The 18,442-nt window shown below is 60.8% G+C and carries 17 protein-coding genes and 1 tRNA gene; 8 read left to right on the top strand and 10 right to left on the bottom strand.

Features of this window, described 5'->3' with window-relative positions; all coding sequences use genetic code 11:
* Nucleotides 1-30: 30 nt before the first annotated feature.
* Entirely contained in the window at nt 31-297 is a 267-nt protein-coding gene (locus tag AC2T9U_RS06160) for a hypothetical protein (protein ID WP_028327740.1), read from the bottom strand.
* A 489-nt stretch (nt 298-786) separates the two neighbouring features.
* Here AC2T9U_RS06160 and AC2T9U_RS06155 point away from each other — a divergent pair, with 489 nt between their 5' ends.
* Nucleotides 787-1,296 (top strand): DUF3145 domain-containing protein, encoded by a 510-nt coding sequence (locus tag AC2T9U_RS06155; protein WP_115030238.1) that lies wholly within the window; start codon nt 787-789, stop codon nt 1,294-1,296.
* Nucleotides 1,297-1,423: 127 nt separating this feature from the next.
* Here AC2T9U_RS06155 and AC2T9U_RS06150 read toward each other — a convergent pair whose 3' ends face one another.
* The 6 genes from AC2T9U_RS06150 to AC2T9U_RS06125 form a co-directional block, all read right to left on the bottom strand.
* Complete coding sequence (locus AC2T9U_RS06150; RefSeq protein WP_493695531.1) at nt 1,424-2,887, bottom strand: acyl-CoA carboxylase subunit beta; 1,464 nt, start codon at nt 2,885-2,887, stop codon at nt 1,424-1,426.
* Entirely contained in the window at nt 2,884-4,134 is a 1,251-nt protein-coding gene (fabF, locus tag AC2T9U_RS06145; protein WP_493695530.1) for a beta-ketoacyl-ACP synthase II, read from the bottom strand. Before fabF ends, AC2T9U_RS06150 begins: the two co-directional genes overlap by 4 nt.
* Nucleotides 4,135-4,248: 114 nt before the next feature.
* Entirely contained in the window at nt 4,249-4,500 is a 252-nt protein-coding gene (locus AC2T9U_RS06140) for an acyl carrier protein (protein WP_028327744.1), read from the bottom strand.
* 114 nt (nt 4,501-4,614) lie between these two features.
* Entirely contained in the window at nt 4,615-5,649 is a 1,035-nt protein-coding gene (locus AC2T9U_RS06135; protein ID WP_493695529.1) for a beta-ketoacyl-ACP synthase III, read from the bottom strand.
* A 66-nt stretch (nt 5,650-5,715) separates the two neighbouring features.
* Nucleotides 5,716-6,906 (bottom strand): acyltransferase domain-containing protein, encoded by a 1,191-nt coding sequence (locus AC2T9U_RS06130; RefSeq protein ID WP_493695528.1) that lies wholly within the window; start codon nt 6,904-6,906, stop codon nt 5,716-5,718.
* A gap of 114 nt (nt 6,907-7,020) precedes the next feature.
* A complete protein-coding gene (locus tag AC2T9U_RS06125) occupies nt 7,021-8,226 on the bottom strand; it encodes a PucR family transcriptional regulator (protein WP_208303384.1) in 1,206 nt (401 codons plus the stop codon).
* A gap of 121 nt (nt 8,227-8,347) precedes the next feature.
* Here AC2T9U_RS06125 and AC2T9U_RS06120 point away from each other — a divergent pair, with 121 nt between their 5' ends.
* Nucleotides 8,348-9,484, top strand: coding sequence for a glycerophosphodiester phosphodiesterase (locus AC2T9U_RS06120; protein ID WP_493695527.1), 1,137 nt, complete (start codon nt 8,348-8,350; stop codon nt 9,482-9,484).
* Between the two features lie 89 nt (nt 9,485-9,573).
* Here AC2T9U_RS06120 and aceE read toward each other — a convergent pair whose 3' ends face one another.
* Nucleotides 9,574-12,345, bottom strand: coding sequence for a pyruvate dehydrogenase (acetyl-transferring), homodimeric type (gene aceE, locus AC2T9U_RS06115; RefSeq protein ID WP_258553126.1), 2,772 nt, complete (start codon nt 12,343-12,345; stop codon nt 9,574-9,576).
* Nucleotides 12,346-12,863: 518 nt separating this feature from the next.
* Here aceE and AC2T9U_RS06110 point away from each other — a divergent pair.
* The 6 genes from AC2T9U_RS06110 to AC2T9U_RS06085 all read left to right on the top strand — a co-directional run bounded on the left by AC2T9U_RS06110 (nt 12,864) and on the right by AC2T9U_RS06085 (nt 16,353).
* Nucleotides 12,864-13,283, top strand: coding sequence for a DUF3052 domain-containing protein (locus AC2T9U_RS06110; RefSeq protein ID WP_258553127.1), 420 nt, complete (start codon nt 12,864-12,866; stop codon nt 13,281-13,283).
* Between the two features lie 39 nt (nt 13,284-13,322).
* Entirely contained in the window at nt 13,323-13,805 is a 483-nt protein-coding gene (locus AC2T9U_RS06105) for a peroxiredoxin (protein ID WP_115030248.1), read from the top strand.
* Between the two features lie 99 nt (nt 13,806-13,904).
* Nucleotides 13,905-13,977 (top strand) — tRNA-Val (locus AC2T9U_RS06100).
* Nucleotide 13,978: 1 nt separating this feature from the next.
* Entirely contained in the window at nt 13,979-14,839 is an 861-nt protein-coding gene (locus AC2T9U_RS06095; RefSeq protein ID WP_115030250.1) for a Nif3-like dinuclear metal center hexameric protein, read from the top strand.
* A 96-nt stretch (nt 14,840-14,935) separates the two neighbouring features.
* On the top strand, nt 14,936-15,694 hold the full coding sequence (locus AC2T9U_RS06090; RefSeq protein WP_258553128.1) for a zinc ribbon domain-containing protein: 759 nt from the start codon (nt 14,936-14,938) through the stop codon (nt 15,692-15,694).
* Between the two features lie 14 nt (nt 15,695-15,708).
* Nucleotides 15,709-16,353 (top strand): histidine phosphatase family protein, encoded by a 645-nt coding sequence (locus AC2T9U_RS06085; protein WP_493695526.1) that lies wholly within the window; start codon nt 15,709-15,711, stop codon nt 16,351-16,353.
* A 105-nt stretch (nt 16,354-16,458) separates the two neighbouring features.
* Here the strand turns inward: AC2T9U_RS06085 and ptsP are convergent, their stop codons facing one another.
* Both ptsP and AC2T9U_RS06075 read right to left on the bottom strand, forming a co-directional pair.
* On the bottom strand, nt 16,459-18,144 hold the full coding sequence (gene ptsP / locus AC2T9U_RS06080) for a phosphoenolpyruvate--protein phosphotransferase (protein ID WP_493695525.1): 1,686 nt from the start codon (nt 18,142-18,144) through the stop codon (nt 16,459-16,461).
* Nucleotides 18,145-18,148: 4 nt separating this feature from the next.
* Nucleotides 18,149-18,418: an HPr family phosphocarrier protein gene (locus AC2T9U_RS06075; protein WP_028327754.1), complete on the bottom strand. Its 270-nt coding sequence runs from the start codon at nt 18,416-18,418 to the stop codon at nt 18,149-18,151.
* Nucleotides 18,419-18,442: the final 24 nt, after the last annotated feature.

The raw sequence follows: 18,442 nt of genomic DNA, 5'->3' as shown, positions 1-18,442 counted from the left end.
ACCAGCGCTTCAGGACACTGGCGTCAACGATCAAGCATCCGCAAGCGTCAACCCAATCGTGGACAGCAACTCATACGGAGGAATATTGGTCCCGCCAGAAGCAATCGCCAACAAGGCTGATGCAAGAGAAGCCATCGCAGAAGTCAGAATCAACGGATCCTGATCCTCCATCTCCTCACGCAAGATGTTGACGTACTCGTTGACGGTGCAACCGCCATCCATACTTTGCAGCCGAGCGGTAAGAATGGCCATGGCGCTCTGCATTCCCGGTGCGGGTGCAACAGGTGCGTCCGTCATGAATTTCCCCCTTGTAGAGACATGTCGTGGTCCGCCGGAGTCTCCGTCGGCCCCCGCCGCGGTGCACCCCCATGCGAACCACGGCGTGGAAGAAGCTCCGTTCTTCCGCGATCACTCCATAAGTGAAGCGCACGTCTTGATCGAGTGTCCAGTAGCCACAGACGTAAGAGACCTCCCGTTGTCGACAAGCCACAGCGCGCTCATTCCACGCTCGGCAACACACTTGAGGCACAATGTTCTTCGATCGATCGAACTAAAAATCTTCAATCGGACAACCGATCAAAACGTTCATCACGAACGACGCAAATCGCCCCGAACGAAGAGGGCACCGCCGCGCAGGGGTGCGCGGCACGCACACAGCTCGATCGACCGCGGGCCCTACAGCTGGGGAGTTGGACGGCCCACACAACCACATACACATAAACCGGCCACACGGGTGCCAGCTATGGGCGTTGGGGAAGACGTCCCACACACACCCAGGAGGACCGGATGTCTGCAAAGCCCACGGGCAACACAACACGCGGAGCCGTGTACATCCACTCGGCCCCAGCAGCGCTATGCCCACACATCAGTTGGGCGCTCGAATCAGTGCTCGGCGGCGAGGTCGACCTCGACTGGTCACCCCAACCCCTCGGGCGCTCACTCATGCGTGCCGACCTCACCTGGTACGGCGAACCTGGAACCGGCGCCGCCATCGCCAGCGCTATGCGCGGATGGGAAAACCTGCGCTACGAAGTAACCGAAGAACCCAGCCCCGGCCTCGACGGATCACGCTGGTCCCACACCCCCTCACTAGGAATCCACCACACCTGGATCTCCGCCTCTGGGGATGCCGTCATCAACGAAGACCGCATCCGAGCAGCCATGCGCCACGGAAACGCCACCGCCCTGCGCCACGAACTCGACCAAGCCCTCGGCACCGCTTGGGACGTCGAACTCGACAACTTCCGCCACGCCGGCGATGGCCGCCCCGAACGCTGGCTCTACCGCGTGAGCTAAGCGGACACACCGCACCCGTGCGGCAGCACCACTATGCCCGCACACACAACTCCTGGGACCACGCATGGCTGTGGGGCAACCCCGTTGATGGGCTGCCCCACAGCCATGGGCAATTACGCCGCCAACCTCACAGCGGAATGTTCCCGTGATCACCGCGACGCGCCGGAGCAGCCGCGATCGCCGCCGCGATCACACCACGCGTCAAACCCGGCTCGACAATCTCATCCACGACACCGATATCAACAGCACGCGGCAACCCACCAGAGAGCCTCTCATGTTCTACTGCGAGCTCACTCTCCACACGCTCGACATCCTCGGCAGGGACTTGCGCCAACTTCCGCCGATGCAAAATCCGCACCGCAGCGACAGAACCCATCACCGCGACCTCGGCATCGGGCCACGCGAACACCTTCGTAGCACCCAGAGCGCGACTGTTCATCGCCAAATAGGCGCCGCCATACGTTTTACGCGTTACCAGCGTGACTCGCGGAACCACCGCCTCAGCGAACGCGTGCAATAGCTTGGCACCACGACGCACCACCCCGTCCCACTCTTGGCCCACGCCCGGCAGATACCCCGGCACATCCACCACCACAATCAGTGGAATACCGAACGCATCACACATCCGCACAAACCGAGAGGCTTTCTCTGCACTCGTGGCATCCAGACATCCACCCAGACGCAGTGAGTTGTTTGCGATAACTCCCACCGTGCGCCCACCCAGACGCCCCAGAGTGGTGACGATGTTCGGCGCCCACTTCGGATGCAGCTCAACCGCTGTGGTTTCAGCGTCAAGCAGATCCTCGACTAACGGGTGAACATCGAAAGCACGCTTAGCCGAATCCGGTAAGAACCGTGCCAAATCCCGATCCTGCACCGACGCAGGGTCCAACGCTCCTTGGCTATCGGCGCCAAGCAGATCACACAGTTGGCGACCACGCTCGTAGGCTTCCTCGTCAGAATCGGTCACTACATGCACCACACCAGAACGACGACCATGCGGCTCAGGGCCACCCAGCCGCAGCGCATCAACCTGTTCCCCAGTCACCGAACGCACCACATCGGGACCTGTGACAAAAATGCGCCCCAGCGGCCCCAACACGACAACATCGGTCAACGCCGGACCATACGCCGCGCCACCAGCAGCAGGCCCCAACACAACAGAGATCTGCGGAATCTTGCCGCTGGCTTTGGTCATGATCGCGAAGATCAACCCCACGCCGTGCAGCGAGAACACGCCCTCAGCTAGCCGTGCACCACCGGAATGCCACAACCCCACTACGGGGCAGCTCTCGGCTAGAGCCCGCTCGTAGGCGGCAACGACAGCGCGGCACCCGTCACCGCCCATTGCTCCGCCTTGCACTGTCGGGTCGGCAGCGAAGGCGACCGCTGTGTTGCCATGCACCTGACCGATACCGGCCAACATTCCCGACAAGTCATCATCAGAGATAACAGTGAGCGTGCCCTCGTCGAAAAAACGCTCCAACCGACGCCGCGGGTGGCGGGGGTCTTCCTCGCGCGGAACCTTAGTTCGCTCTCGAACAGCCTGTGCAGCCTGCGTAGCAGCCACGCTTGGTGTCCGGGAAGTCACGAGACGCTCCGGAACGCCAAAGTCACGTTGTGCCCTCCGAAACCAAACGAGTTATTCAGCGCAACCACATCACCAGCAGGCAAGGCCCGGTTCTGGCCACGAACGATATCCAGGTCAATCTGGGGGTCGAGGTTCTCCAAGTTCTGAGTGGCTGGCACGAGGCGATCACGCAACGCAAGGATCGTGAAAACCGACTCCAATGCACCCGCTGCACCAAGCAGATGTCCCGTCATGGATTTCGTGGCGGTCAAACATGCGTGGTCGGCGTGGGTCCCCAAACCGGCGCGAATAGCTTTGGCTTCTGCACCATCACCAGCTGGAGTGGAGGTGGCGTGTGCGTTCACATGCACCACCGATGCTGGGTCAATATCGCCTTCGCTCAGTGCCCGCTGGATTGATAGTGCGGCCCCGGCGCCTTCAGGTTCAGGGGCGGCTACGTGGTAGGCATCACTGGATAGGCCTGCGGCGACAAGCTCTGCGTAGATGTGGGCACCGCGTGCAACGGCGTGCTCGTATTCCTCCAGCACAAGGATTGCCGAGCCCTCACCCATGACAAAACCATCACGGTCGATGTCATACGGGCGTGAAGCGCTCTGAGGGTCTTCGTTACGTGTCGATAGCGCGTGCATCGCAGAGAAGCCACCGATCGTCAGTGGGTGAATGGCCCCTTCGGTGCCTCCGGCCACGACGATGTCGGCTTTGTCACTGCGGATCAATTCAAGTCCATCAGCGATGGACTCAGCCCCGGAAGCACACGCACTCACAGGGGCATGAGCGCCAGCGGTGGCTTTCAGTTCTAAGGACACAGTTGCTGAGGGGCTGTTCACGAGCAGCATCGGCACCGACAGCGGGAAAATACGACGGGGGCCCTTCGTGCGCAGCGTTTCCCAGGCGTCAACGAGGGTGTGCACGCCACCGATACCGGTTCCTACGCTCACAGCCAGCCGGTTGGATTCGATGTCGGGTGAGCCAGCATCGCGCCATGCTTGACGTGCCGCGATGAGGGCGTACTGGGTGGCGGGGTCTTGCCGGCGTATCTCTACTTTGGTGAGGACCTCAGATGCAGGCTGGGCAAGTTGTCCAGCAAAAGTGACAGGCATGTCGTACTGCTGAACCCACGGGGCCTCGATGTGTCGGATGCCAGAAGTTCCGGCAAGAGCGGCCTGCCAGGTGCTTTCGGCATCGGCACCGAGTGGATTGGTCGTCCCTATACCTGTGACGACGACACGCTTGAGCGTGGTGGACATGAGTGAACTCCTCGGTCATGGGGCCGTCGGAGCTGGCTCGGCTCGACGACTGGGCTAGGGGCCGCGGGTGCCCAGAGGTTGTAAGCCCCTGCGACACCCGCGCTATGACTGCGATCAGGCGCTCTGGGCGATCTTGATGAAGTCCACTGCGTCCTGAACAGTCATGAGGTTCTTCACTTCCTCATCAGGGATACGCACATCGAATTTCTCTTCAGCGTTGACGACGATCGTCATCATCGAGAGGGAGTCGATGTCCAGATCGTTGGTGAAGGATTTTTGCGGCTCGACCTCGGAGGTCTCGACGCCGGTCTCCTCGTTGACGATCTCGGCGAGGCCCGCGAGGATCTCCTGCTCGGTCGCTGCCATGGTGTTTTCCTTTCGTTATGCCTGCTCACGCACCATGAGGGCGCCGTGAGTGGGTGTTATGTCTGCCACGAGTGCGTGGCAGGGCCCGATTACCCGTCGGGCCTGGCGGGTCGTTCACGGGAGGCGGACCACCTGAGCTGCCCAGGTCAATCCGGCTCCGAAACCCATCTGCAAAGCGAGCATGCCGCTGCGGATGCGTCCTTCTCGGTAGAGCCGAGCCGTGGCCAAGGGTATGGAAGCAGCGGAGGTGTTCGCCATTTCTGCGATGTCTTCGCGTGCCACGATGACGTGACTAGGCAGTTCGAGCTTCTTAGCCATGGCCTCGATGATGCGGACGTTGGCTTGGTGAGGGATAAAAACATCGATGTCATTGACGGTGACCCCAGCGGCAGTGAGAGCTTGGCGGGCTACATCGAGGATCGTGTATGACGCCCACCGGAAAACGGATGGTCCCTGCATCCCGATCCAGGGCCAACGTCGTTCTTCATCAGTGGCATTGGGGTTTTCGACGCGGCGACGATATTCAAGCCAGTTTGGTTCTTGGGCAATGAAATCGCTGTGCTTACCGTCGGCTCCCCAAATGGTTTGGGCGATACCGGCAACAGGAGAGGGGCCAACGAGAGCCGCGCCAGCGCCGTCACCGAAGATGAATGCTGTTCCGCGATCGGTGGGGTTACGGAAATCAGAGAACTTCTCCACACCGATCACGAGGGTGTAAGTAGATAGACCAGTGCGGATAGCAGAATCGGCTGCAGCGATGCCGTAGGTGTAGCCCGAGCAGGCAGCGCTGAGGTCGTAGGCAGCGGCACCGGTGATACCCAGTTCGGTGGCAACTAGTGGTGCTGCTGCCGGAGTCAAAGTCGGGTAGGTCACGCTGGCGAGAATGACCTGGTCAACTTTCTCAGCAGCTATGCCTGCGTGGTCCAGGGCTGCTTGAGCGGCCTTGGCGGCCATGTAAACGATAGTTTCGTTTTCGTTGGCGACGCGGCGTTCGGCGATGCCGGAACGGTCGCGGATCCACTCATCGCTGGAGTCGATCGCTTCGACGATGTCGGCGTTGGGCACTACCCGGGATGGGCGGTAGTCACCGATGCCGAGGATGCTGGATCCTGGTGCCCCCGTAGTGGTCTGAAGTCGCAGCTCACTCATGATGTCTCCTACCTACACTGCATGCTGTTGCGATCAGGGTCTCGCATCTGCGCTGCCGTGGGTCGTTCACTCGGCGGCAGGGAAGAGGCGCAACAGCGGCATTCCCGGGGAGACAGGGTCGCCATCAGCGACAAGCCATTCGATGACACGGGATTCGCTAGAGGCGATCACGGGGGCAGTTTCACGTAGTGAGCTGATGGTGGCGAGGGTTTGACCTGCTTCAAGGTGATCACCTTCTTCCGTGCCGACACCTTCAGCAAATGTGATCGTCCCCTTCATCGGGGAGACGATGAGCCGCCAGTCGGGGGCACTACCGGCGTAGCACTCACTGCTGCCGTGTTCTTCGATCATGCGTTTGGCGGCGGGGATGTCTTCGGGGGTGTTCAGCGCCAGACGCTCAACACCTTTCATCGCTCGTTTGGCTAGTCCGGTCAGGGTTCCAGCTGGGGGGATTTCGATGATGCCTGTGACTCCCATCGCCAGCATGGTTTCCATGGTGAGGTCCCAGCGGACTGGCCGGGTCACCTGGTCGACCATCGCGTCTAGGAAAGCGCGCCCGTTGGTCATGACAGAGCCGTCGCGGTTGGTGATGAGGGGCACCCGGGCATCGTGGGTACTCATGGCGCGGGCGTATCCAGAAAGCACCGAGGAGGCTGACTCCATGTGGTGGGTGTGGAACGCGCCAGCAACTTTCAAGGGCATAACCCGAGTTTTGGTCGGTGGTTGCGCTGCAAGAGCGGCGAGTTGCTCGAGTGTTCCCGCGGCGACGATCTGGCCAGCACCGTTGCAGTTCGCTGCGGTCAGCCCTAGAGACTGCAGGTGTGTCAGGACTTCTTCGCGCTCACCTCCCAGGACTGCTGACATTCCTGTGGGGGTGAGCGCGCTTGCCGTGGCCATTGCTTTACCCCGTTCGCGAACGAACACCATGGCCTGTTCGGCGGTGATAACGCCGGTGGCGGCTGCTGCAGTGATTTCGCCGACGGAGTGGCCAGCACCGACACCGATGGCACGGAATCCGTCTGCCGGGTGTTCGAAGAGAGACAACAGCGACAGCAGCCCGGCAGCAACGATGAGGGGCTGGGCGATGGCGGTGTCTTTGATGGTTTCTTCGTCGGAGACCGTGCCGTGGGTGATGAGGTCAAGGTCTGCGGCGGCAGAGAGCCATGCGAGACGGTCCCGGAAGCCGGGAAGCTCTAGCCATGGAGAGAGGAAGCCGGGTTTTTGGGACCCCTGTCCGGGGCTGACGATCGCAAGCACACGTTCACCTTTCCGTGATGTCCGGTAACTCCGCAGGGGGAAACCTGTTGAAGTACCCGCGAGTATTTTGTGTGATTCCTACAAATTTTCTTCATTGAGCCTCAGTGGAAGAAGTTACTGACGAGTTGCCCCATCATCTGCACGGCTTGCTGCCGCAGCCTCGAGGCGTCCCACGGTCAGGGCTACTTCCACGACATACGCCTCACGCGGGTTAGTGAGGTCGTAGCCAATGTGTTCTTCAATACGAGAAAGCCGGTACCGGACCGTATTGGCGTGGACGAACAATGAGCGCGCAGTGGCCTCCACGCTGCGGCCGCAGCGCAAATAACTGTCGGCTGTTTCCAACAGCCCGTTACCTAAGGCATCTAGGGGGGCAAAAACATGGTCAACCAGATGCCTGCGCGCCGTGACATCACCATCAAGGATCCGCTCGGGCAACAACTCCTCGGCAGCTACTGGTCGAGGTGCATTCACCCACCCTGGGCATGCACGGCTTCCTGCGAGCGCGGCATGGGCAGATTTGTTTGCTGTCATCAGGTGCGCAACGCTCGGCCCGTACACCAGTGGTCCTGGCCCGAAGCAGTGCGAGAGTTCGCTAACGGTTTTTCCAGGGTTCTCGGCGCCGCCGATCATCAAAACCAGTCGGCGTCCTTGTACAGAAAAAAGAGAATCTATTCGTTGCCGTCGTAGGTGGGAGCGCATCTGGTCAACGGCTTCGTCAGCAGCGTGGGGGGTTTCTCCCACGACAACGAACACGCTGTGTCGGTCGTGCCAGCCGATCGTGGCTGCCCGTGAGACGACATCATCGTCGTATTCGCCGCGCATAACCGCATCCACGACGAGGGATTCCATTCGGGCATCCCAGGCTCCGCGGGATTCGGCTGCGACGGCGTAGGCGCGGGCGGCTGAGAATGCGACTTCGCGAGAGAATGTTGCTACGGCTGCACGTACCGCATCGATTTCATCTGCGGCTGCCAGCGCCATCACGTGTTCTTCCACGACTGAGACCACGGTGCGGGTGAGCTCTACGGTTTGGCTCAGGCTGATGGATCGGGTGAGTTCTCGCGGTGCTAGCGAGAACACTGAGGCGAATGATTCACCTTCGCGTTGTCCGGCTCGGTACCAGGCAATGAACGCACGAATAGCGGACTGGGCAAGAATCCCCACCCATGAGCGGGTATCTGCGGGTAAACGCGAGTACCACGCGAGCCGCTCTTCTAGACAGCTGCGCACTGCGGCCGTGATGTGGTCTGTTGAGGCAGTAATGGCATCGAGGGTGTTGGTTCGGATCTGCGTCGGGCGTGATTGATCCGGCGACATGCTCGGAGTGTAGGCCGCCTTGCCTGTAGTAGACCGTCAGGTGAACGCACACCGTTCGCGCTCAAGCGATTTAGCTGACCACAGCCTTGACCCCGGGGAGCGTTTTCGCTGGGATGACCTCATGAAACGCACCTGCGCACGTATTTTCGCCACTGCGGCGGCTGTTGGTCTTCTCACTGCTACGGCCACCGTTGCCCACGCTTTTCAGCCGGGGGAGTACCACTCTCCTGAGTCAGATGGCACCGCAATGCGCTCACCTTTGGTGATTGCTCACCGTGGTGCCTCTGGGTACCGTCCCGAACACACGCTGGCCGCCTACGAGCTAGCTGTTCAGTACGGCGCCGACTATATCGAGCCTGATCTTGTTTCCACCAAAGATGGTGTGTTGGTTGATCGGCATGAGCCTGAGATCAGCGGCACCACCGATGTTGCTCAACGTCCTGAATTCGCCCAGCGTAAGAAAACCGTCACGATCGACGGCGAAAAAATGACCGGCTGGTTCACTGAAGACTTCACACTCGCGGAGCTGAAAACTCTCCGTGCTAAAGAACGACTTCCGTACCGTCACCGTTCGGCGCGGTACAACGGCCGCTATCAGGTGCCTACGTACCGTGAAGTGCTTGAGCTGCGTGCACGGTTGAGCGCGAAGTACAAACGCTCTATTGGTGTTATCCCCGAAATTAAGCATTCCACGTATCACCGTCAGATCGGGTTGCCGTTGGAGAAAAAGGTTGTGGCCGAGACAACTCGCTTCGGCCTGAACCGTCCGGGGGCTCCTATGTGGATTCAGTCTTTTGAGTTGACGAATCTGCGCGATTTGAAGAGCAAGTATGGTTACCGCGCCAACACCACTTTCCTCACTGCCTCTAAGGGCGGCCCAGCTGATCTTGCTGCGCGCGGAACCACCTACGCCGAGCTACTCAAGCCTGCTTCACTAGCACGTCTTGCCCGTAGTGTTGATGGCATCAGTCCTGAGAAGGTGCAGATTATTCCGCGTACTTCTGCAGGTACCTTGGGCAAACCGACTTCTTTGGTTGCTGATGCGCACAAAGCACGCCTGAAAGTCATCCCATGGACGTTCCGCAATGAGAACACGTTCTTGCCTAAGGAGTACCGCGTCGGCACGAAGGACAGCCAGTACGGCCGCGGACGCGACGAAATCGTCACCTACCTCAAAACCGGTATCGATGGGTTCTTCACCGACCAGCCTGACACCGGCTACCAGGCACGTGAGCAGCTTCGGCGCAGCAAAAGTTGATTGATGTGATGCAGTAACAATGACAGGGGGGCTCTGGTCAATTGACCGGAGCCCCCCTGCGTGTGTTCGGGTAGGTATTACCCGTTAGCTCAGGCGTCGCCGCCAGCGTTACCGGAAGATCCGGCGGAGGGGTCGTCGAGCTTGTACTCGCGTGCTGCGGTCACGGGGACGTCAGCGCCGACCTTGCCTTCTTCAGCCAGGGCGATGAGCGCCTGGACTGCCATGGAGGGACCGTCGATGTTGAAGAAGCGGCGAGCGGCTGCACGGGTGTCGGAGAAACCGAATCCGTCTGCGCCCAGCGCGTAGTACTTCTGCGGTACCCATGGGCCGATCTGGTCCTGCACCTGGCGCATGTAGTCGCTGGTTGCGATGACCGGGCCGGGAGCTTCGGCGAGGCACTGCGTGATGTAGGGCGTGCGGCGTTCCTTGCCCGGGTCGCGCAGCTGCTCGTTGTCGCATTCCAGAGCTTCGCGGCGCAGCTCGGTCCACGAGGTGACCGACCAGACGTCAGCGTTGACTCCCCAGTCTTCGCGGAGGAGTTCCTGGGCTTCGAGCGCCCACGGAACACCAACACCGGAAGCCAGCAGCTGCACACGAGGTGCGTCTTCTTTGGCGCCTGCGTCGGTGCCGGACTTAAGCAGGTACATACCGCGCAGGATGCCGTCGACGTCGACGTTCTCCGGCTCCTTGGGTTGCACGATGGGCTCGTTGTAGACGGTCAGGTAGTAGATGACGTCTTCGCCGGCGTCGCCTTCTTCGCCGAACATGCGACGCATACCGTCCTGGACGATGTGTGCGATCTCGTAGCCGTATGCCGGGTCGTAGGAGACGACGCCAGGGTTCGTGGCTGCGAACAGCGGGCTGTGGCCGTCCATGTGCTGCAGGCCTTCACCGGTGAGGGTGGTCCGTCCTGCGGTGGCGCCGATAAGGAAACCTCGGCTCAACTGGTCGGCAGCTGCCCAGATAGCGTCAGCCGTTCGCTGGAAGCCGAACATCGAGTAGAAGATGTAGATCGGCAACATGGGCTCACCGTGCGTGGAGTACGACGAACCTGCAGCGGTGAACGCGGCCAACGAACCGGCCTCGTTGATACCCAGGTGCAGGAGCTGACCCTGTGGGGACTCCTTGTAAGCCAGCATCAGCTCAGCGTCCACCGAGGTGTAGTTCTGGCCGTGCGGGTTGTAGATCTTCGCGGTCGGGAAGAACGAGTCCATACCGAACGTGCGGGCCTCGTCGGGGATGATCGGCACAACACGCTTGCCGAATTCTTTGTCCCGCATGAGGTCCTTGAGCAAGCGAACGAATGCCATGGTGGTGGCAACCTGCTGCTTACCTGAACCCTTCTTAGCGACCTTGTATGCCGCGTCGTCGGGCAGGTGCACCGGGGTGTGCTTGCTGCGGCGCTCCGGAACGAAACCACCGAGCTGACGGCGACGTTCGAGGGCGTACTGCACGCGCTCATCGTCCGGGCCGGGGTTGTAGTACGGAGGCAGGTAGGGGTCTTTCTCCAGCTGCTCGTCCGTGAACGGGATGTGCAGGGTGTCGCGCAGCGCCTTCAGGTCATCAAGCGCGAGTTTCTTCATCTGGTGCGTAGCGTTACGGCCCGCGAAGTGAGAACCGAGCGTGTAGCCCTTAATGGTGTGGGCGAGAATGACGGTCGGTTGGCCGGTGTGCTTCATCGCACGGTCGTAGGCGGCGTAGATCTTGCGGTAGTCGTGGCCACCACGCTTGAGCTTCCACCAGATGTCTTCGTCAGACCAGTTCTCGACCATCTTCAGGGTGCGCGGGTCGCGCCCGAAGAAGTGGTCACGTACGTACTTACCGTCGTTGGCGCGGAAGGTCTGGAAGTCACCGTCGAGAGTGGTGTTCATAACCTCGCGCAGCGCACCCTGGCTGTCGGCAGCGAGGAGCTCATCCCAGCCACGACCCCAAATCAGCTTGATGACGTTCCAGCCTGCACCGGCGAAGTAGGACTCCAGCTCCTGGATGATCTTGCCGTTACCGCGCACCGGTCCGTCTAGGCGCTGCAGGTTGCAGTTGACGACAAAGGTGAGGTTGTCGAGCTCTTCACCCGCTGCCCACTGCAGGGCACCACGGCTTTCGACCTCGTCCATTTCACCGTCACCGAGGAACGCCCACACGTGCTGCTGGGAGGTGTCCTTGATGCCGCGGTTGTGCAGGTAGCGGTTGAACTGTGCCTGGTAGATCGCGTTGATCGGTCCCAGACCCATCGACACGGTCGGGAACTGCCAGAAATCGCCCATGCTGCGCGGGTGCGGGTACGAGGGGATTGCCTCGATGTTGCCGCTGACGATGTGGCTCTTCTCCTGACGGAAGCCGTCAAGACGGTCTTCGCCCAGGCGTCCTTCGAGGAAGGCGCGGGCGTACATGCCCGGGGAAGCGTGACCCTGGAAGAAGATCTGATCACCACCGCCGGGGTGGTCCTGGCCGCGGAAGAAGTGGTTGAGACCGACCTCGTACAGCGAAGCTGCCGATGCGTAGGTGGAGATGTGTCCGCCAACGCCGATGCCGGGACGCTGCGCCCGGTGTACCAGCACAGCTGCGTTCCAGCGCACGAGGCGACGGAATGCCCGCTCCATGTCCTCGTCGCCGGGGAACCACGGCTCTTGCTCGATCGGAATCGTGTTCACGTAGTCGGTGGTGCGCGTGGTGGGCACACCAACCTCGTTTTCGCGGGCGTGCTGCATCATCCGCAGCATCAGGTAACGAGCCCGCTGGGTGCCTCCATTACGGAGCACCGCATCCATCGACTCGAGCCATTCGGCGGTCTCCTCCGGATCTACATCCGGGAGTCGACTGGGCAGACCGTTGATGATCGGTCCTGATTCTTCGGAAGACACGAAGATTCCTTTCTGCGGGGCAGCCGGGGGTCGAGACGCGGCATCTGCGCGTCCCGGTTGACGCGGCATAACAACGCCACGTACTCGCTTGGGGGGTGGTTGCGCCGAATGTGACGCAGCCCTATGTCTCCATCCTGGCATTGATGGGCATTGATGACATCAGATGATGTGCCCACGCCAGCGGACTTAGGTTCATAGTATGAGACGTCGCGCGGTTCGTTTCTCACGGTCATTTCCTCGGTCGTTGACGCGAAATGTGTGAAGGACCGGGCAATGGCCGATAAGGACCTCGGCGTCGATATGAGGATTTCACGCCTCGTATACGACAATCGACGTGAGCGCGCCCGGTTGCGCTCGCTCCGGAGGCGGACCGTACGCGCCGCAAAACTCACAGAGCGAGCCGCGAGTGCCGCACACACATGAATCACGATGGCCAAAGATGAGGTGTACCGCAGGGCCCTCGTCGGCCGGACGCGATGATCCATTCCAGGACTCGCATAACGAGGAAGGTGCACAGAGTGGCAACGTCCGCACAGAACGGACATCTGAGCAAGCTTGGCTTCGGCAATGGCGACATCGTCATGGAGTTCGGCTACGACGACGACGTCGATGACAACCTCCGCATGGAGATCGAGGACCTCATTGATGGTGACCTCGAAGACGAAGACTTCGAGGAGGTTGTTGACGCGGTTCTCGTTTGGTGGCGCGATGGCGACGGCGACCTGACAGACAACCTCGTCGATGCCGTATCAGCTTTGGGGCCTAACGGATTCATTGTGTTGCTCTCTCCGAAGGTGGGCAGAGATGGTGAAGTCGACCCCGTCGAGATTGCTGAAGCGGCTGAAACTGCCGGGCTCAATGCCTCAGTGAGCACCAACCTGACCCCTCAGTGGTCCGCTACGCGCCTGGTTGCCCCCAAGAACGCAGCTAAACGCTGATCTCGGGCTCGTTCACCAGCACGGGAAGGCAAAGCCCCTATGTGCGATAAAACGCAGATACCTGAGATCGGTGAATACATCGCCGATTTCACTGCGCATGATCAGCATGGTGCCGTCGTCTCACTTGAGCGGTTGCGACGCCAGACCGCAGTTCTCGTTGTGTTCATTCCGTACGCCTTCTCTGGGATATGTCAGGGCGAACTAGACGAAATCCGTGACAATTACGAGCAGTTCCGATCCGAGCATGTGCAGACGGTTGTCGTCTCAACGGATTCGATGTTTACGCTGCGAGCTTGGGGTTACCAGAACGGATTCGAGTTTCCGCTCCTGTCAGATTTCTGGCCTCACGGGGGGATAGCTAAAGCTTTCGGGGTGTTTGATGAGTCTGCAGGCACGGCTATCCGAGGGACCTTCCTCATTGATCCCAGTGGCGTTTTGCAGTGGAAAATGATCACCCCGGCAGGGCAGCGACGAGACTTTTCTGCCTACAGGCAGGCGTTAGGGGTCCTCATCGGTGAGTAACGCGAACGGGTGAGCGCAAAATTTTTCGCCCACCCGTTCGCGTTATTGCCCGCACATAGGGCAGACTGTGAAACCGCGCTCTCCAGTAAGCGAGAGCAAGGACCTGTAGCTCAGTTGGTAGAGCACCGCGTTTACACCGCGGGTGTCGTCGGTTCGAGCCCGGCCGGGTCCACATGAGCGTTGCCACCCTGGCTGACGTGCTGACCATCCTCGAAAACTCCTACCCAGCCCACACTGCTCAGTCGTGGGACAAGGTTGGGCTCGTTGCCGGGGACCATGGTCAGCCGATTCAACGAATCCACTTCGCTGTTGATCCCACGCTCGACGTGGTTCGTGAAGCAGTCACCGCTGGCGCCGACCTTCTTGTGACACATCACCCGTTGCTGCTACGCGGAATCCACTCCGTAGCCACAACAACTGCCAAAGGCACCATCCTCACCGAAGCAATTGTCGCTGACCTGGCTCTTTTCTGCGCTCACACGAACGCCGACTCGGCATTCCCAGGCGTGAACACTGCTCTGGCAGCTGCGTGTGGTCTGGACCCAGAGGCCACCAGCCCCTTAAGCATCGAAGAAGGATCGCCACTAGGGCTAGTCGGTGACCTACCCACACCGATTCGCTTCGATGAATTCGTCACGCGGTTAGCTGAACAACTTCCACGTACCGCGGTGGGAGTGCGAGCCTCTGGGCCAGCGCACGGACAAGTGCAACGCGTGGCCCTGCTCGGCGGAGCTGGAGATTCCCTCTTTAACGAGGTCCGAGCCGCCAAAGCGGATGTATACGTCACCTCCGACCTACGCCATCACCCGGCAAGCGAAGCCCGCGAAGAAGCCTTCGGCGCCACGCCCTACCTCGTCGATGCTGGTCATTACGCCACCGAACACCTTTGGCTCGCAGAAGCAGCCGAAACTTTGCGATCCAACCTCCACACACACGGCCACGTTGTCGACGTGTACGTTAGTGAGCTTGTCACCGACCCGTGGAGCTTCGTTATTGGTGCCCACGGGCCGTGCGAAAATCCTGAGCGCATGTGACCAGAGCAGCACCACGACGCACATTCCGCTACCGTGCGGAAGGAACCTCAACGGCCACGGGCTGCCAGAACATGCCACGTCGCCCAGCAGGACAAAGTGAACACAGATAGGACCACGATGAAGGCCGACCCCGGTCAGCAATGGAAACTGCTCGACCTCGCCTCGCTGGACACGCGCACTGCGCAGATAGCCCACCGACGCGCCAACCTGCCCGAGGCCGAAGCCGCCGCGGCCGCCCTGCGCACCCTGGAAGATCTCGAAGCCGAACTGGTGCGCGCACGCACAGACCTCAGCGACACTGAGCGCGAAGCAACCAAAGCCGCCGCTGATGTCCAAATCGTCATCGACCGCATCAAACGCACCACCGCTCGCCTTGACGATGGCTCTGCCTCTGCCCGCGAACTGCAGAACCTGCAGTCCGAACTCGAATCCCTCGAACGGCGCCGTTCTGTCCTGGAAAGCGAACGAACAGTAGTAGACAAACGTGCACGAGTACTACGCGAACGTGTCACCGACCTGGAACCACGCGAAGCCGAAGCCAGCGCAGCTCTGACCCAGGCCCGCGCCGCGGAAAAGAAAGCCCGCAACGACCTCGACGATGCTGAGCACACCATCTCGCGCTCACGTCAAGACTTCGCAGAAGGGGTTCAGAGCGACCTGCTGTCCCTCTACGAAAAAATCCGGACAAGCACAGGCATGGGAGCCGCAGCGCTGACACAACGCCGCTGCGGTGGATGCAACCTGGAACTGCTTGGCCGTGACCTGCAACGCGTGGCCACTGCGCCTTTGAACGAGGTTGTTCGCTGCGAAAACTGCAGTCGCATCATTGTTCGCACCAGCGACTCCGGCCTGTGACATAGGCACACCAGATGCACACCGCCCCTGACCTTGATGCACCCACCCGACTATGGCTTGTGCGTCATGGCACAACCGCACACACGATGTGTGGCCGCATCTCAGGCAGGGGCGGCATCGACCCCGATCTTGACGCCAACGGAGCAGACCAAGCCGCACGCGTCGCAGCAGCATTACACCGCGAAATAAAAGAACCCGACGTACAGGTTGTGAGCAGTTCACTGCGCCGTGCACACACAACAGCCCACGTGATCGCCGCAGCAGTCAACACAGACGTTGTCTGCCGCCCTGCGTGGGATGAACAAGACATGGGTGACTGGGATGGCCTCACCTGGTCTGAGATCAAGGCTCGCGGAGCAGACGCAGCATCCGTCCGATGCGGGAACACCCAAAGCGCCCCCGGTGGAGAAAATTTCGCGCAGCTGTGCACACGCGTACACCAGGACTGGGAAGACATCATCACTACAGCCCGGTCTCTGGTCATCATCACGCACCGCGGCCCCTTAGATGCCCTCCTGGTCAAGCTGCTCGGAATCGACCGCAGCACCGCGGCACTCTTTGACATCGCACCGTGCTCAATCACCCGGATCCGCGCGTGGCGTGATGGAGGCGTAGCAATCGACACAATCGGCGAAAAAGCACACCTGCTCAACCAGTGAAAGCCGGGCGAACCCCGACGCGCGTGCTTTGCATTAACGCCACACCATGCATCAGGGGGGAGGTTACCGGTATACCGGTAACCTCCCCCCTGAGCTATAGACAGATCAGAGCAAATCGTGCAGCGCGGGCGAGACAAGCTCCAGCACAGCCTGACGCGCCTCAGCGGCGCTACGGGCCTGCAAAGCCGACTCAGCCATGTGACGGCACTCGTGCAGCTGATGCATGCGCAGCGCAGCCCGCACTGCCTTCACCCGGCCCGGGGCCATCGACAAGCTCGTGACACCAAGCCCAACCAAAACCAAAGCCATCAACGGGTCACCGCCGGCCTCGCCACAAACACCTGTCTTCTTACCGCTTGCCAAACCGGCTTCACAGGTGCGCGCCACCAGTTCCAGCAATGCTGGCTGCCACGGGTCAAGAAGAGAAGAAAGCTCTCCCTGCATGCGGTCAGCGGCAAGGGTGTACTGCGACAAGTCGTTGGTGCCGATACTGACAAAGTCGACAACCTCAAACATGTGGCGAGCCCGAAGAGCAGCCGCAGGAATTTCAACCATGATGCCAACGCTGGGCAACCCATGAGCTCGCGCCCGCTTGGCGAACCATTCAGCCTCATCCACCGTGGCCACCATGGGAGCCATGACATGCACGTCAGCCCCGGTAGCGCGGTGAGCGGCAGCCAAAGCCTGCAACTGTGTTTCCAGCAGGTCCACACGCGCCATCGACAACCGCAGACCTCGCCGACCTAGCGCAGGGTTCTCTTCTTCACCGAGGTCAGCAAACGCAAGCGGCTTGTCTGCGCCCGCGTCGAGCGTGCGGACCACAACACGGCGGTCACCGAAAGCGGTGAACACATCGGTGTACGTAGCGGTCTGCTCCTCCAATGTGGGAGCGCAGTCACGCTCAAGGAACAAGAACTCCGTACGGAAAAGGCCAGAGCCCTCAAGGTCCTGCTCCGCGGCAGAACGGGCATCCTCGATCGTGCCGATGTTGGCGAGAAGGGCAACTTTATGGTCATCCATCGTTGCGCCCGGGCCCCGGGAGCCCTCCAGAGCTCGTGCACGGCGGGTAGCGCGCTCAGCGAGCTGGGTCTGCTCCTCCAACGTGGGGGAGATGATGACTTCTCCTACTCCACCATCGAGGGCGATTTCCGTGCCGTCACTGACATCCAACACGCCTTTGACCTGCACTACGGCAGGGATGCCCAGCTGCGCAGCCAAGATCGCTGTGTGGCTGGTCGGGCCGCCCTCAGAAGTGACAATCCCCAACACAGTTCCGGGGGTGAGAGTGGCGGTTTCGGCAGGAGCCAAATCTGCGGCAACAAGTATGCAGGGGCGAACCAGCTCGGGAATACCAGGTTCGTTCAAACCGCGCAGCCGGCAGATCACCCGATCCCGAACATCACGCAAGTCTGAGGTGCGCTCTGCCATGTAGCCGCCCAGGCTTTCGAACATGGCGATGTAGTCGGCCACAGCGTCGTGAACAGCGCGAGTAAGGCCACTACCAGTTGCGAGCTTGCCCTCGATACCGGCGGCCAGACCAGGGTCCCGGGCCATCATCGCCGTAGCTTCCAGGACAGGGCGGGCGCTTTCAGCGGCGTGGGCTACGCGTGCTTCCAACCCAGCTGCTGTTGCCTCGAGTGCTTCCCGCACTACGCGAGTGGCTTCAGCAACGTCAGTGGTGGGAGGCTCATCGGCATCAAAACCGGGGGCCGGTCGTACGGTGACGACCGGCCCCGAGGCGGTTCCTGCCGACACGCCGATCCCGGTAAGGATGCGGTGTGTCTCAGTCATTGATTCACTCCGCGTCCAGGTCGCGGGCCAGGAGCGCGACGAGTTCGTCGAGCTTGGCCTCAGCGTCGGCGCCTTCGGCAGACAAGGTGACCTGCTCGCCGTGCTTGGCGCCCAGAGCCATCACGGCCAGGATGCTGCGAGCGTCGACGGGTTGGCCGCCCTCTTTAGCGATTGTCACGGGCAAGCCCGTAGCGGTAGCCGCCTGAACGAACAGGGAGGCGGGGCGTGCATGCAGCCCTACTGAAGAGGCGATCTCTACGGTGCGGGTGGCCATGTTTTGACTCCTTCGATGGTGCTT

The organism is Dermatophilus sp. B7861-1, from assembly GCF_058996045.1.
Note: the sequence above shows the minus strand (reverse complement) of the source record. Positions and strands in the feature narration are given on the sequence as shown.

Coding starts and splice junctions, on each gene's coding strand:
- AC2T9U_RS06155 (WP_115030238.1), top strand. CDS start 787: ATGTCTGCAAAGCCCACGGGCAACACAACACGCGGAGCCGTGTACATC.
- AC2T9U_RS06105 (WP_115030248.1), top strand. CDS start 13,323: ATGTGCGATAAAACGCAGATACCTGAGATCGGTGAATACATCGCCGAT.
- AC2T9U_RS06135 (WP_493695529.1), bottom strand. CDS start 5,649: ATGAGTGAGCTGCGACTTCAGACCACTACGGGGGCACCAGGATCCAGC.
- AC2T9U_RS06160 (WP_028327740.1), bottom strand. CDS start 297: ATGACGGACGCACCTGTTGCACCCGCACCGGGAATGCAGAGCGCCATG.
- fabF (WP_493695530.1), bottom strand. CDS start 4,134: ATGTCCACCACGCTCAAGCGTGTCGTCGTCACAGGTATAGGGACGACC.
- AC2T9U_RS06075 (WP_028327754.1), bottom strand. CDS start 18,418: ATGGCCACCCGCACCGTAGAGATCGCCTCTTCAGTAGGGCTGCATGCA.
- AC2T9U_RS06120 (WP_493695527.1), top strand. CDS start 8,348: ATGAAACGCACCTGCGCACGTATTTTCGCCACTGCGGCGGCTGTTGGT.
- AC2T9U_RS06125 (WP_208303384.1), bottom strand. CDS start 8,226: ATGTCGCCGGATCAATCACGCCCGACGCAGATCCGAACCAACACCCTC.
- AC2T9U_RS06140 (WP_028327744.1), bottom strand. CDS start 4,500: ATGGCAGCGACCGAGCAGGAGATCCTCGCGGGCCTCGCCGAGATCGTC.
- AC2T9U_RS06085 (WP_493695526.1), top strand. CDS start 15,709: ATGCACACCGCCCCTGACCTTGATGCACCCACCCGACTATGGCTTGTG.
- ptsP (WP_493695525.1), bottom strand. CDS start 18,144: ATGACTGAGACACACCGCATCCTTACCGGGATCGGCGTGTCGGCAGGA.
- AC2T9U_RS06095 (WP_115030250.1), top strand. CDS start 13,979: ATGAGCGTTGCCACCCTGGCTGACGTGCTGACCATCCTCGAAAACTCC.